A 13,425-nucleotide genomic window follows, 5' to 3' on the forward strand; every position below is an offset into this window, starting at 1 on the left:
TTTCTGAATTTCAAAAATGGATTCCCGCCTACGCGGGAATGACGACAGTCAGTAAGTTGCGTATCGAAAATAAAGTAATTTAGCTATATCACAGATTCAAATAAAAACCTTCTGCATATCCGTATTTGCAGCCCACAACGAAAAAAGGTCGTCTGAAACCCAAATTGGATTTCAGACGACCTTTTTTATTTCAAGCCGATTGGCTTATTTGTTGAAGAAAACCAGCGTCCACGGCAAGACATAAGCTTGCAGCAGAGTCAGCAGGCCGACGAAGGTACAGAAAATCAAGCTGTGTTTCACGGTAAAGCGGAACAGGTTGGATTCTTTGCCTTCCAGACCGACCGCCGCGCAGGCGATGGCGATGGATTGCGGCGAAATCATTTTGCCGGTTACGCCGCCGGTGGTATTGGCCGCGACGGTCAGCTCGGGTACGACGTTGATTTGATGCGCAGTGCTGGCTTGCAGCGAACCGAAGAGCGCGTTGGCGGAAGTGTCCGAACCGGTCAGGAATACGCCCAGCCAGCCGAGGAACGGCGAGAAGAACGGGAACACGGTGCCGGTAGCAGCGAGGACGAGTGCCAATGTGGACGACAGGCCTGAATAGTTTGCCACGAATGCGAAGCCGAGTACCAAGCCGATAGACAGGATGGACAGGCGCAGTTCTTTGAGCGTTTCAAAGAAAGTGCTGACGGCTTCGGAAGGTTTCATTTTCAGCAAGGCGGCGGAAACGATGGAAGCAAACAGGATTGCCGTGCCGACTGCGCCGAGGAGGTCGATTTTGAACACGGCGGCGTATGGTGTCGGTTCGCTGACGATGGGCGCGGCTTTTTGTACCAAGTTGTGCAGCATCGGCCAGTCGAATTTGATGGTGGCAACGCCCAAAGCCTCTTTAACGCCCTTAATCGTCCACACGCTGACGAAAACGGTCAGGATGGCGAAAGGCGACCAGGCTTTGATGATTTGTCCGGCAGTGTATTCGCCGGCTTTGCGCTCGGACGGTTTTTTCATGCCGTTGAAGGTGAAGATTTCTTTAGGCTGCCATTTTTTCAGGAAGGCAGACAGGCAGACCAGGCTGACCAATGCGGAGGTCACGTCGGGCAATTCCGGACCGATGAAGTTGGCGGTAATGAACTGGGTAGTGGCGAAAGATACGCCCGCCACCAATACGGCAGGCCAAGTTTGGCGTATGCCGCGCATACCGTCCATCATGGCGACCAGCCAAAAAGGAACGATAATCGACAGGATCGGCAGTTGGCGGCCGGCGACCTGACCGATGTGGTAAGGGTCGAGGTTGGACACTTGACCGGCAACCAGGATTGGAATACCCATCGCGCCGAAAGCCACGGGCGCGGTGTTGGCAATCAAACACAAACCGGCGGCGTAGAGCGGATTAAAGCCCAAGCCCACCAACAAAGAGGCGGTAATCGCCACCGGCGCGCCGAAGCCTGCCGCACCTTCGAGGAATGCGCCGAAAGAGAAGCCGACCAGCAGCATTTGCAGGCGTTGGTCTTCGGTAATCGAAATCACGGAAGCGCGGATGATGTCGAACTGCCCTGTTTTTACGGTAATTTTATACAGGAACACGGCGGTAACGATAATCCATGCAATCGGCCACAAACCGTAAGCGAAGCCGTACAGCGCGGAAGAAACCGCCATGCCAGCAGGCATTCCGAAACCTAATACGGCAACGCCAAGCGCAATCAGAAGCGTATAAAGCCCCGCCTGATAGCCTTTAAGCTTCAGGACGGTCAGTGCGACAAAGAAAAAGATAATGGGCAGGAGGGCGACGGCTGCCGTCAAATATAGGCTGCCGCCCACTGCGGTATAGTTTTGAATCCAAGTATCCATAGGGAAAATCTCCGAATATTTTTCTAATATATTTTCTTAAATTGGTAAAACCAATTTTGAGAACGGAGGACACTTTACGAAACTTTAATATGGCGGTCAATTGTTTTTTCAGACGACCCGGCTGCATCGGCGCAAATTTGTTATTTAGTTTTAAATAAAACAAAATATTATATGAATTGTAAAAATGTAGCCCAATGTAGTTTTAAAACACATACGGGTAGGACAAGCCATATTGACGGGATACGGGGCGGTTAATTAGAATACGGCGACATTGGTCATGCCAATTTGGTCATGCCAATTTTGATGCAGACTGCCCTTTCGGACGGCCTGCCGCATCACATTATCGGATTTGGGTCTTCTTCGCAGAAAAAAACATGATGGAAAAGAGGGAATTACAATGACAAAACTGGTTCGTCCACAAAAAATCAGCGACCAAATATTGTCGATATTGGAGGAACGCATCGCGGCGGGCATTTACGAAGAAGGCGGCAAAATCCCGCCCGAGCGCACGTTGGCGGAAGAATTCGGCGTATCGCGCCCGTCGGTCAGGGTCGCGCTCAACATCCTGATTGCGCGGCAGGTTTTGGAAGCGCGTCAGGGCGACGGCTATTACGTTTCCGTCAAACCGCAGCAGGATTTCCTCCAAAGCTGGCAAGAATTGCTCGGCAAACATTCCAACTGGGAAACCGACGTTTTCGATTTCAGCTGCCACATCGAAGGCTGCATGGCGTCGCTGGCTGCCGAGAGGCGCACCGATGCCGATTTGAAACGGATTGATTTTTGGCGGCAAAAATTCGAATCCGCCTGCGAAAGCGGCCATCTGGAACATCAAAGCGAAGCCGACGTAAGCTTTCACCAAACCATCGCCGATGCCGCACACAATATCCTCTTCAGCCACCTCTCCGGCGGCCTGCTCAAAATGCTCTACCGCCAGACGCGCAGCAGCATCATCTATTCCAACCAAACCGAAGACCCGCGCCCCAAGCTGATCGCGCAACACCGCGCCATCTACGAAGCCATCTTGGAACGCCGCCCCGCCGATGCCGCCGAAGCCGCCAAAATACACTTAAACTACGTCGCCAACAGCATCTTGCAAAACAGGGAATACAAAAGCCGCAACGAACACGCCGACACGCTGGCGCAGAAAGACTTGAAGCGGGTGCAGGACTGGTAAGCACCCGACTTCCCTTTGGATTGATGCATACCACTCCGGCTGCGGCTAATCCTTCTTGCTGATATAAGTTCATGCACACAAAGGTCGTCTGAAAACCCAAACGCAAGGTTTTCAGACGACCTTTTTCTATTTCTTGTTTTACACATTAAGCCCATACAACAAGATTTGTCTGAAAATTAAACCTATTCAAATACCAATATTTATATAGTGGATTAACTTTAAACCAGTACGGCGTTGCCTCGCCCTTACCGTACTATCTGTACTGTCTGCGGCTTCGTCGCCTTGTCCTGATTTAAATTTAATCCACTATACCTATCCAACGCCTTGAAATTTAATTTGTTTTAAGCGCAGACAGGCAAAAAAAACGCCTCCTGCCGGGAGCTGGCGGAGGCTATCCAAGGAGTTTTAAAAGTAACCCTAAAGAACTATGAAACTAGTCAGAAAGAACTATATTACTAATCTGAACGGTTTGCAAGTTCGTCGAGTGGTTTTAAATTAACTTTACGTCCGAACAAGGCTTGGATTTCAGATTGGTGGCTGATACCGATGACGAGGGTGTCGGGTAAAGCGCGTTTGAGGGTTTGCATCAGCGTCAATGCGGATTCGCCGTCGAGCTGGTTGGTGGCTTCGTCGAGGAACAGGATTTGCGGTTTGTGCAGCAGCGCGCGGGCGAGGCTGAGGCGTTGCTGTTCGCCGCCGGAAAGGATGCCGTGCCATTCGTATGGTTCGTCTAAATTATCTTTCAGGCGGCCTAGTCCGACTTGTTCCAAGGTCGTCTGAATAAGTCGGTCGTCTTGGCAGACGGTGTGGGGATAGCTGACGGTGTGGCGCAGGGTGTCGGCGGGGAGGTAGGGGCGTTGGGGCAGGAAGAGGAGGCTGCCGTCGAGGGCGAAGCTGCCTTGGTAATACGGCCACAAGCCCGCGAGGGCGCGCAACAGGGTGGATTTGCCGATGCCGCTTCTGCCTTCGAGCAATACCCATTCTGGGGCGTGGGCTTCGAGGTTGATGTGGCTGAGCAGGGGGCTGCCGGTTTGGGTGTGGACGGTAAGGTTTTGCAGGACGAGGATGCCGCTTTGGCGGTGGTTGTTTAAAGTCAGGGTGGGTGCGGACGTTGGGTGGGCGGCGCTTCTGCCTTCCTGCTCTACTTGTTCCAATGCCGTCTGAAAACCGGAGAGGCGTTCTACGACTGCCGCCCATTCGATGAGGCGGCGGTAGGAGTCGGTAAACCAGCCGAAGCTGTCTTGGACGCGGGCAAACGATGTGCGGGTCTGCATCATGTCGCCGAAGGTCATGGTTTTGGCGAGGTACATGGGCAGGGTGGCGAGGATGGGGATGAAGATGCTGATGCGCACATAGGTTGCCCAGAAGGTTTCTTGGCGGAATTCGCAGTTGGTGAGCCGCCGCCAGTTGTCGCGGATGCGGAGGTAGCGTTGTTTCAGACGACCTGTTTCGGCTTCGCCGCCGTTGTAGAAGGCGATTTGTTCGGCGTGGTCGCGCACACGCAGGAGGACGGCGCGGTAGTCGGCTTCGCGGTGTTGGCGGTCGATGTTGAGGTTTTTGAGTTTGCGGCCGACGAGGTGGGCAATCAGGGTGCTGATGACGGAATAAATCAGGGCAACCCAGACGAGGTAGCCGTGTATGGTGATGTCGCGTCCGCCGATGTTGAAGGTCTGTACGCCGGAGAGCGTCCACAATACGGCGACGAACGCGCTGAATTTGGCAATATTATTGATGAAGGAGCGGAACAGTCCGATGCTTTTGTCGGCGAGGAGGTAGATGTCTTCGGCGATGCGCTGGTCGGGGTTGTCGGGTTCGCCGGTCAGGCGCAGGCGGTAGTGTTTGTGGCCTTCGAGCCAGTTTTGCTGGAATTGTTCGGTCAGGTGGGTGCGCCAGCGGAAAATGAGGCGTTTTTGCAGCCAGTCGCCGCAGACGATGCAGCCGATAATCATCGCCATGTAACCGAGGTATTCGGCGATGAGCGCGGGCATGGACGCGCCGTCAAACGCGGCGAGCGCGTCGTAGAAACGTTTGTCCCACTCGGCGATCCAAACGCTGATGGTGATGGAACAAAGGGTAAAGCCGATGAGGACGGCAAGCATCAGCCATTGGATGCGTCCGTGCGCCCCCGTCCAAAAGGGGCGGGCGAGTCGGGAGAATTTTTTGAGGATGTTCATGGGGGTGTGTTGGTACAAATAACGGGAGGTCGTCTGAAAATCTATGTGTGCAAGATAAGATTTTGGTTAGACACATAATAGACAACCCAAAATTCATTGAATTATGAAGAATCCTTAGATCTAAGCCGTTCCAATTCCCAGCGAAGTTTTTTATTTTCCTCAAATAGCCTGTTATATTCCAAGTTTTCTTGTTCCCGCTGTAAATGAAATTCTTTTTCCCTTTCTTGTCGCATATCATTTTCTACTTGTTGGGTTTGATACGAAATATATTCAATCCTCTCTTGTAGTTCAGCTATTTCCTTATTCAAATTTTCAATTTTTTTCTGATAATCCGAATGAATACTTCCTATTTCATCACTATGTAATTTGTTCATTTCCTCTATTCTATTATTATAGTTTTTTGAAAGCCTACCCATCTCTGCTAATAAATTACGCAACTCATCATCCCTATCGCGTAATTGATCGGCAAAGCTTCTATCAGTAGTATTTTGATTCTGTAAATTTCTATATTCTCGTTCTTCTATTTCTCTTTTTAGTTTTATTTTTCCACATTCAGATTAAAATTCCGCTTGAATATTAAAATTCTTTTTCTTAAATGAAGAAATTATATAATTAACTTTTAGTTGTATATATGGAAATAAAATCGTATATATAGTAGTTATAAAAATAGAAAATAGAATACTTTGCCACCAAGAAGAAATACTGAAATTTTTTTCAATCAAATTAATTTGATTATCTATCTTAATAATTCTGGTTTCTATATCTTCCTTAGAAAGGAGAAAAATACTAATTGGTTTCCAATAAGTCCAGATTTTAAACACTAAGAAAGCAATTAAAAACGTAAAAAATGTAGGAAGTTTTATTTTTTCTTCCTGTGATTTTAAAAAATTAGATAAAAAGTCTTTTAACATTTCTATAATAGAATAGTGCGCAAAAATTCTTATGAATTTAAAAACAATATGAATAAAAACTTATATACCATCATTCCCGTGCAAGCCGGGAATGATGGTACTACTATACTATATTACATCTTCCACTTCAGGCTGAACACGGCGTTGCGCGGTTCGCCGTAGAAGTTGCCGTAGCTTTTTGTACGGTTGCTGTTGTTTTCATAGTAGCGTTTGTCGGACAGGTTGTTGACTGCCAGCCCCAGTTGCAAATTGTCGGTCGGACGGTATTGCAAACCGGCATTCCAAACGGTATAGCCGCCTTAGGGCAGCTTGCTGCCGGTTTTGCTTTGACTGGACAAGCCTATACCGATACTTAACTTACCTTTTGCAAACGGCGGCGTATAGCTGCTTTAAGCGCGGAGAATGTGTTTTGGGGTCCAGTTGGCAAAATCGCCCTCGGTATGGGGATGGTTTTCTGTTTTGCGGATATTGTAGGTATAGCCGGCAAACAGCTTCCAATTTGCGCCGATTGCTCCGGAAATTTCTGCATCTACACCACGGCTGCGTTCTTTTGCGGGAACGTAGTAGAAAGTCTGTTTCCTGTTGCCGCTGGCCGGAACGTTGACACGCACGGCGACGTTGGTGTTATCGGTTTGGAACAGGGAAAAGGCCGAATTGGGTTTGCTCTGCGTCCATTCGCCTTTCCAACCCAATTCGTAGTTTTTACCGACTTCGGGCGCGAGATAGCTGTTGTCAGCATTTGTTTTCGGAGTCGGTTTTTAGATGAATGTATAGCCTGCATAGAGGCTTTACCCCGGCATGAAATCGTAAGTGATGTCGATGTATGGAATGAATTTGCTGTTTTTGACCGAATAGGTTTTTGCATCGTTGTCCGGAGCGCCTGTATAACGGGATCAGTTGTAATCGAAGTCGCGTTTTCAATGGGTATAGCGTCCGCCTGCCAGCAGATGCAGTTTTTCAGTAGGATTGATGCGGGTACCTGCTTCAAGGGTGTGCGTATAGAAATGGTTGTTGCTGTATTTTCTTGCGAACAGTGAAAAAACGGATTACCGTGTGGATGGGCAGGTCGTCTGAAACGGCTTTCAGACGAACTATGCTACAATTTCACACATTCAAACCTTCCCCATTACAGGAAACCTCATGGAAGCCACTGTCTATCTCGAAGACAACGAATACATCGCCCTGTGCGACCTCCTAAAGCTCGCCGGACTTGCCGAAAGCGGCGGGCAGGCGAAAGCGTTTATCGCCGAAGGACTGGTGCTGCGCAACGGCGAAACCGAAACCCGCAAAACCGCCAAAATACGCGGCGGCGAAGTAATCGAGTTTGACGGCGCGCGCTTGGAAATCACCGATGGATACGACCCTGAAGAATAAAGCCAAAGCCCTCTTGGGCGAGCCGCTTCTAGACGAACCCGTCCGCCCAGAATCGTGGGAATGCTGCGGCAGCGACTGCGGCGATGCCTGCATCCAGACGATTTATTGGACGGATAAAGCCAAATACGACGCGCAACGGCGGAAATTGAAAGAAGCGGGTTGGTCGGAAGACGAAGATAACGGAAAGGCCGTCTGAAAACGGTTCGGCTTGATGGAAACCGCGTTTTCAGACGGCCTTTTATAGTAGATTAAAATTGAAAACGTTCATATCGTCATTCCCGCGCAGGCGGGAATCCAGAAGTTTGAAATAGCGGTTAACCTTAAACATTTCCGACAAATCAAGGCCTAGATTCCCGCCTGCGCGGGAATGACGGAATAGCGACTTTTCCTTATAAATTTGCCATACACCCGTTTTTAAAATTACCCCCGTCGCCACACCGCCCGATAATATTGCACCTGTCCACTGTTCACCACACACATAACGCCCCATGATAGACCTGCACTGCCATTCTACCGTTTCCGACGGTATGCTCTCCCCCTGCGAAGTCGTGCGCCTCGCGCATCAAAACGGCTGCACGCTGCTGTCGTTGACCGACCACGACCACACTGGCGGCATCGCCGAAGCGCGTGCCGAAGCGGACAAACTCGGGCTGCGTTTCGTCAACGGCGTGGAAATCTCCGTAACTTGGCGCGGGCGCACCATACACGTTGTCGGTTTGGATTTCGACGAACAGGACGAAAACCTGCAAAACCTGTTGGCACAAGTGCGGCAAGGTCGTCTGAAACGCCTTAAAGCCATCGCCGCCAAGCTCGAAAAGAAAGGCATCGGCGGCGCATACGACGGCGCGCTCGCGCTGGCGGCAAACAAAGAAATGGTCAGCCGCACCCACATCGCCGAGTTCCTCATCCGAGCGGGACACGTCAAAAACAAGCAGCAGGCGTTCACCAAATACTTGGGCGACGGCAAATCCTGCGCCGTCCGCCACGAATGGGCGACGTTGGAAGACTGCGTCTCCGCCGTCAACGGCGCGGGCGGCATGGCAGTCATCGCCCACCCCATGCGCTACGACTTGTCCGCCACCGCCAAGCGCAATCTGTTTGAAGAATTTAAAAACCTCGGCGGCGTGGGCATCGAAGTCCACAGCGGCAACTGCTGCAAAAACGACCGCCTCAACTACGCGCTGCTGGCAGAACGCTTCGGTATGCTCGCCAGCGCGGGCAGCGATTTCCACCGCTTAAACGACTTCAGCGGCGGCATCCTCGGCGCGTGTCCCGAACTGCCGGAAAACTGCAAACCGGTTTGGGAACATTTCAAAAGGGTTTGAGGCATTTAAGGCAAAGTTTGGATATTGGGACAAACTTGCCGACACTACACGCCATGCCTTACCGAATTTCGTCGTGTAGGTTTTATCCGCAAATTTACCGAAAATTTCAAGCAACCTGTCTGCGCACCATCTTGACAGGTAAACCAAACCGTACCGCTGCCGTCATGCCCATACACACAAAAGCAGCCATGACGGCGAATAAGCGTCCTAGTTGATTTAAAGGAATCATTTTCCCCAAAGGTCGTCTGAAAACCTCTTCATCGCATCGCCGCACGCATACGGTTTTCATCAGGAAGCCCGTTTTCAGACGACCTTCCCGATATGAAATCTTCAGGCTTTGCTATAATCCGCATTTTTTGAGCTACCGCCATGCCGCACGCCCTCGTCCTCCAATTTCCTTCCGCTGAAACCCTGCCTTCCACCCTCCTCTCCCGCCTGCCCGAGCCTGATTACGTTGATGAAAAGCGTATGCGTTTTATTGTTGAGGAAGGGTTTTCTTTAAGCGAGGCAGACGCGGCGTTGCTGGACAGCCGTCAAATCGACCATGCCGTGTTGCCCGATAGGGCGTTCGGTGAACTCGGGCTGATTGTCAGCGATATGGATTCGACGCTGATTACCATTGAATGCATCGATGAAATTGCGGCGGGCGTCGGTTTGAAAGACCGCGTGGCGGAAATTACCGAACGCTCGATGCGCGGCGAATTGGATTTCGAGCAGTCTTTGCGCAGCCGCGTCGCTCTGTTGGCGGGATTGGACGAACGGGTTTTGGCGGAAGTTTATGAAAACGTTTTGCGGCTCTCGCCCGGTGCGGAATTTTTATTGGACGAATGCAAGGCACACGGCGTGAAATTCATGCTGGTGTCGGGCGGGTTCACGTTTTTCACCGAAAGGCTGCAACAACGCCTCGGCTTCGAATACCAACACGCCAATGTTTTGGAAATTGAAAACGGCAAGCTGACAGGTCGTCTGAAAGGCAGAATCATCGACGCGCAGGCAAAGGCGGATTTATTGCGCGAATACCGCGACCGCCTCGGATTGCAGCCGCATCAGGTGTTGGCGATGGGCGACGGTGCGAACGATATTCCGATGCTCAAAGAAGCCGGCATAGGCGTGGCTTACCACGCCAAACCGAAAGCGCAGGCAGTCGCCGATGCCTGCATCAACTTCGGCGGATTGGAACGTGTCAGGGGGTGGTTTAAATAAACTGCCTGTATCGTTTGTCAGGGGTTTCCCTGTAAAGCAAAGGTCGTCTGAAAATTTTTTAGACGACCTTTTTGCTGTTTGAAATATCGTAATGACTGCGAACGGAACACCAAAGGGAACGCAGTAACAACACGCCAAAACGGGTTTGCAACCCGCTCCCGAACACAGCCCTCTTTATCCCCGTAACAGCCTTATCCCTTCTTCCTACCAAACGGAACAATAGGCAATTAATCAACACGGTTATTACCGTTCTTAAAATAATTTGGCTATGCACTGAAAATATTGACTTAAATTAAACAAAATCGTTTTCTTGTTCACAAACTACCTGACATTCTTTATACTACTAAAGTAGTATTTAACTACAACCTATGAACTAAACCAATAAAAGGAGCCTTAAGGATGAAACATCAGTTACTCCTTCTGCCGCTTGCCGTAGCTGTATCCCAAGCTTGGGCAGATACAAACCCCGTTCCCGAAGAGACTGTTACCCTTTCCCCTGTCACCGTCACCGGCACACAACAACAAAAAGCCAATAGCGTTACTTTCAACCCCAAAGCTGCTTTGCAACCCCTCCCTGCCGGAGACGGTGCGGACCTTTTACAGTCTGTCCCCAACATGAGCATCATCCGCAAAGGCGGAAGCTCGGGCGATCCATTGTTCCGCGGTTTGGGCGGTTCGCGCCTGTCGATTAACGCAGACGACCAGTTTATTTACGGCGGCTGCAGCATGCGTATGGACCCGCCGACTGCCTACATTCATCCAAACTCTTTTGACAAGGTCGTCGTTACCAAAGGTCCTCAAACCGTAACACAAGGCATGGGCTTGGTCAGCGGTTCGGTGCAATTTATCCGCAAAGACCCTGATTTCAGCGAAAAACCCTACAACATCAACGCCTCCCTGACTGCGGGCAGCAACGACCGCCGCGACGGCTCGCTTGAAGCCGAGTTCGGCGGCAAATACGCCTACGTCCGCAGCAATATTTCCCATAACGAAGCCGACGACTACAAAGACGGCTCAGGCAAACGCGTCCACTCCCATTTCAAACGCGACAGCCAAATGCTGCAACTGGGCATCACCCCGACCGAAAACACCACCATCGCAGGCACATACGAACGCAGCAGAGCCAAGGTCGCTTACGCCGACCGCATGATGGACGGCAGCAAATTCGACCGCGACGCATGGAACGTCCGCTTTACCCAACGCAACCTCACCCCTTGGTTCAGCGAACTCGAATTGCGCTACGGTGAAAGCGAAATCGACCACGTCATGGACACATACAGCCTGCGCACCATCCGCAATCCCGCAGGCAAACAGATTAAAAACGCCAACAACCCCAAACGCAATACCGACACAGGTCGTCTGAAAGCCACCTTCGATTGGGATAATCTCAACCTGCAAACCGGCGTAGATTATATGGACGACGTACACGTCGCCCGTATGGAACGCGGCGGCGACGGTTACAGCCACAAGCCTTTTATGCCCAACCAAAGTTTCAAACAATGGGGCGTTTTCACCGAAGCCGCTTGGCAACAAACCGATAAACAACGTTGGGTAGCAGGCTTGCGCCACGACCGTGTCAAAGCGGATTATGATTCCGCAGACGTAACCGATCCCGCCTTGAAACATCAGAAATTCAACTTGAATTCCGGTTTCTTACGTTGGGAACGTGACACGGATAACGGCTTGAAATACTACGCAGGATTCGGTATCGCCGAACGCTCGCCCGACTACTGGGAACGTCTGCGCACCAAAAAGAAAATCATCCATCCCGAACAAAACCGCCAAATCGATGCGGGCATCATCTGGAAACGTCCTAACCTCCATGCCTCCGTGTCCGTATTCGGCAGCGATGTCAAAAATTTCATCATACTCGAACGCCAAGGCACGGATTTAGGTGTACGCAACGTTAAAGCCTCGCGTTTCGGTGGCGAAGCCAAAGTCAAATGGACGTTTGCACCTAATTGGGAAATCGGCAGCAGCCTCGCCTATACCCACGGCAAAAACCGCACCGACAGCAAACCTTTGGCGCAAACCCCACCGCTCGAGTGGAACAACACCCTCGCCTTTGACAACGGCAAATACAGCGCAGGCGCGTTATGGCGCGTCGTGGCGAAACAAAACCGTTACAGCAAAGGTCAAGGCAATATCGTCGGTCAGGACATCGGCGCATCTTCCGGCTTCGGTGTACTCTCGCTCAATGCCGGCTGGAAATTCAGCAAATACGCCACCTTGCAGGCCGGTATAGACAACGTGTTCAACAAAACCTATGCCGAATTCGTCAGCAAAGGCGGCGACCCTTCAGCAGGCACGCAAACCCTGCGCGTCAACGAACCCGGCCGTACCGCTTGGTTGAGGTTGCAAGCGAAATTCTGATGTTGAGTTGAGAAAGAAAAAGGTCGTCTGAAAACCCGATTCGGTGTTTTCAGACGACCTTTTCTATAAACTGAAGAAAGAACAAATCTCACGCGATCCTCGTTCCTTCGTTGGTAAAAATGACAGTATCGGGTTAAGCATATTCATATTCTATTTGAGTTTAACCAAATCCTTAACAATCGGATATTGCAACACAACAAACCAAAACCCGCCCTAATGTAAGGTAAAAAGGTCGTCTGAAAACCTACGATATTTGTTTTCAGAAGGCCTTTTTGTATGCAGTTGGTTATTTTTGCTTACGCAGTTGCGGGTGGTTTTTCAGATTGTCCAAGAGGATGTCAATCATGCGCGGTGCGGTTTGGGCAAGGTCGAAACTTTTGTCGGACGAGAGCCAACGCCAAATCAGACCGTCCAACATCGATTTGATGAAGATGACCGCCATGTCGGTATCCAAATCTTCGGATAAGGCATGTTGGGCAATGGATTTGGTCAGGACTTCGGTAATTTTCTCGCGCCAAATCGATTGATGTTTATCCGCAATGTCGATGACGGCGGCGTTCTGCTCGGTATGTTCGCATTTTAAAAACAGGATACTGTGGAATTTATAGTGGATGTCGTTGGTTTGCAGGCGCGTGAAAAAGTGCATCAAGGTGCGGCGGAAAAGCGACCACTCTTGTTCATCGCTATCGGCCGCGTCCTGATGCATACAGTTTTCGATGTCGTCGCAAATGCGCTGGAAGAGGGCGTCGAACAAGTCTTCTTTGTTTTTGAAATGCCAGTACAACGCGCCGCGCGTCACGCCGGCGGCCTGGGCGATTTCGTTGAGCGAAGTGCGCGCGATGCCTTTTTGGTAGAAGGTTTCCAGCGCGGCGAGCATGAGATGTTCTTTGGTTTTAAGGACTTCGGTTTTGGTTTTCCGCATGATGCCTGTTTCAATTGGGTGGAATATTGGGAATTATAAAAAATACTTTGTATCCATGCAAGCATGTATGTATAATGGCACCCGTAATTGAGATTGGCTCTCAAGTATAAAATAATTTTTC

General features: G+C 50.5%; 13 protein-coding genes and 2 pseudogenes. 6 read left to right on the forward strand and 9 right to left on the reverse strand.

From position 1 onward, the window contains the following. Window positions 1-204 precede the first annotated feature (204 nt). Window positions 205-1,848, reverse strand: a complete 1,644-nt coding sequence (locus tag HMPREF2907_RS06720) for a lactate permease LctP family transporter (protein ID WP_070681457.1) — start codon at window positions 1,846-1,848, stop codon at window positions 205-207. A gap of 397 nt (window positions 1,849-2,245) precedes the next feature. Here HMPREF2907_RS06720 and HMPREF2907_RS06725 point away from each other — a divergent pair, with 397 nt between their 5' ends. Next, window positions 2,246-3,022, forward strand: coding sequence for a FadR/GntR family transcriptional regulator (locus tag HMPREF2907_RS06725; RefSeq protein WP_070681459.1), 777 nt, complete (start codon window positions 2,246-2,248; stop codon window positions 3,020-3,022). 202 nt (window positions 3,023-3,224) lie between these two features. Here HMPREF2907_RS06725 and HMPREF2907_RS13210 read toward each other — a convergent pair. The 6 genes and pseudogenes from HMPREF2907_RS13210 to HMPREF2907_RS13705 form a co-directional block, all read right to left on the reverse strand. Next, window positions 3,225-3,336: pseudogene (locus HMPREF2907_RS13210) on the reverse strand (IS5/IS1182 family transposase); the annotation flags it as partial. A gap of 141 nt (window positions 3,337-3,477) precedes the next feature. After that, window positions 3,478-5,196 (reverse strand): ABC transporter ATP-binding protein/permease, encoded by a 1,719-nt coding sequence (locus tag HMPREF2907_RS06730; protein WP_070681461.1) that lies wholly within the window; start codon window positions 5,194-5,196, stop codon window positions 3,478-3,480. A 101-nt stretch (window positions 5,197-5,297) separates the two neighbouring features. After that, window positions 5,298-5,633 (reverse strand): hypothetical protein, encoded by a 336-nt coding sequence (locus HMPREF2907_RS13565; protein ID WP_318259035.1) that lies wholly within the window; start codon window positions 5,631-5,633, stop codon window positions 5,298-5,300. A gap of 120 nt (window positions 5,634-5,753) precedes the next feature. Further along, entirely contained in the window at window positions 5,754-6,107 is a 354-nt protein-coding gene (locus HMPREF2907_RS13570) for a hypothetical protein (protein WP_318259036.1), read from the reverse strand. A gap of 113 nt (window positions 6,108-6,220) precedes the next feature. Further along, window positions 6,221-6,379 carry a hypothetical protein gene (locus HMPREF2907_RS13700; protein ID WP_377084462.1) on the reverse strand — a complete coding sequence of 53 codons (159 nt, stop codon included), beginning with the start codon at window positions 6,377-6,379 and terminating at the stop codon, window positions 6,221-6,223. A gap of 117 nt (window positions 6,380-6,496) precedes the next feature. Continuing rightward, window positions 6,497-6,835, reverse strand: a pseudogene (locus HMPREF2907_RS13705) (TonB-dependent receptor domain-containing protein); the annotation flags it as partial. Between the two features lie 412 nt (window positions 6,836-7,247). Between HMPREF2907_RS13705 and HMPREF2907_RS06745 the strand changes: the two are divergent. Both HMPREF2907_RS06745 and HMPREF2907_RS06750 read left to right on the forward strand, forming a co-directional pair. Next, window positions 7,248-7,481: an RNA-binding S4 domain-containing protein gene (locus HMPREF2907_RS06745; RefSeq protein ID WP_070681464.1), complete on the forward strand. Its 234-nt coding sequence runs from the start codon at window positions 7,248-7,250 to the stop codon at window positions 7,479-7,481. Then, entirely contained in the window at window positions 7,459-7,677 is a 219-nt protein-coding gene (locus tag HMPREF2907_RS06750) for an oxidoreductase-like domain-containing protein (protein ID WP_070681467.1), read from the forward strand. Before HMPREF2907_RS06745 ends, HMPREF2907_RS06750 begins: the two co-directional genes overlap by 23 nt. A 42-nt stretch (window positions 7,678-7,719) precedes the next feature. On the opposite strand, the gene HMPREF2907_RS06755 is transcribed toward HMPREF2907_RS06750, so the two are convergent. Further along, window positions 7,720-7,971 carry a hypothetical protein gene (locus HMPREF2907_RS06755; protein WP_070681470.1) on the reverse strand — a complete coding sequence of 84 codons (252 nt, stop codon included), beginning with the start codon at window positions 7,969-7,971 and terminating at the stop codon, window positions 7,720-7,722. Here HMPREF2907_RS06755 and HMPREF2907_RS06760 point away from each other — a divergent pair. From HMPREF2907_RS06760 to HMPREF2907_RS06770, 3 genes are all read left to right on the forward strand, one after another. Next, a complete protein-coding gene (locus HMPREF2907_RS06760; protein WP_070681473.1) occupies window positions 7,970-8,806 on the forward strand; it encodes a PHP domain-containing protein in 837 nt (278 codons plus the stop codon). The genes HMPREF2907_RS06755 and HMPREF2907_RS06760 overlap by 2 nt on opposite strands. A gap of 369 nt (window positions 8,807-9,175) precedes the next feature. Continuing rightward, complete coding sequence (gene serB, locus HMPREF2907_RS06765) at window positions 9,176-10,009, forward strand: phosphoserine phosphatase SerB (protein ID WP_070681476.1); 834 nt, start codon at window positions 9,176-9,178, stop codon at window positions 10,007-10,009. A 399-nt stretch (window positions 10,010-10,408) separates the two neighbouring features. Then, the gene (locus HMPREF2907_RS06770) at window positions 10,409-12,382 is read left to right on the forward strand and encodes a TonB-dependent copper receptor (protein WP_070681479.1); all 1,974 of its coding nucleotides are present in this window, start codon (window positions 10,409-10,411) and stop codon (window positions 12,380-12,382) included. 286 nt (window positions 12,383-12,668) lie between these two features. Here the strand turns inward: HMPREF2907_RS06770 and mtrR are convergent, their stop codons facing one another. Then, entirely contained in the window at window positions 12,669-13,304 is a 636-nt protein-coding gene (gene mtrR / locus HMPREF2907_RS06775; protein WP_070681481.1) for a multidrug efflux system transcriptional repressor MtrR, read from the reverse strand. Between the last annotated feature and the right edge of the window lie 121 nt (window positions 13,305-13,425).

The organism is Neisseria sp. HMSC055H02 (assembly GCF_001813335.1).
Lineage (GTDB): Bacteria > Pseudomonadota > Gammaproteobacteria > Burkholderiales > Neisseriaceae > Neisseria > Neisseria sicca_C.

Excerpts from the sequence above, each read along its gene's own strand:
- HMPREF2907_RS13570 (WP_318259036.1), bottom strand. The coding sequence starts at position 6,107 with ATGTTAAAAGACTTTTTATCTAATTTTTTAAAATCACAGGAAGAAAAA.
- HMPREF2907_RS06720 (WP_070681457.1), bottom strand. The coding sequence starts at position 1,848 with ATGGATACTTGGATTCAAAACTATACCGCAGTGGGCGGCAGCCTATAT.
- HMPREF2907_RS06730 (WP_070681461.1), bottom strand. The coding sequence starts at position 5,196 with ATGAACATCCTCAAAAAATTCTCCCGACTCGCCCGCCCCTTTTGGACG.
- HMPREF2907_RS06760 (WP_070681473.1), top strand. The coding sequence starts at position 7,970 with ATGATAGACCTGCACTGCCATTCTACCGTTTCCGACGGTATGCTCTCC.
- HMPREF2907_RS06770 (WP_070681479.1), top strand. The coding sequence starts at position 10,409 with ATGAAACATCAGTTACTCCTTCTGCCGCTTGCCGTAGCTGTATCCCAA.
- HMPREF2907_RS06745 (WP_070681464.1), top strand. The coding sequence starts at position 7,248 with ATGGAAGCCACTGTCTATCTCGAAGACAACGAATACATCGCCCTGTGC.
- HMPREF2907_RS06750 (WP_070681467.1), top strand. The coding sequence starts at position 7,459 with ATGGATACGACCCTGAAGAATAAAGCCAAAGCCCTCTTGGGCGAGCCG.
- serB (WP_070681476.1), top strand. The coding sequence starts at position 9,176 with ATGCCGCACGCCCTCGTCCTCCAATTTCCTTCCGCTGAAACCCTGCCT.
- HMPREF2907_RS06755 (WP_070681470.1), bottom strand. The coding sequence starts at position 7,971 with ATGGGGCGTTATGTGTGTGGTGAACAGTGGACAGGTGCAATATTATCG.
- mtrR (WP_070681481.1), bottom strand. The coding sequence starts at position 13,304 with ATGCGGAAAACCAAAACCGAAGTCCTTAAAACCAAAGAACATCTCATG.
- HMPREF2907_RS06725 (WP_070681459.1), top strand. The coding sequence starts at position 2,246 with ATGACAAAACTGGTTCGTCCACAAAAAATCAGCGACCAAATATTGTCG.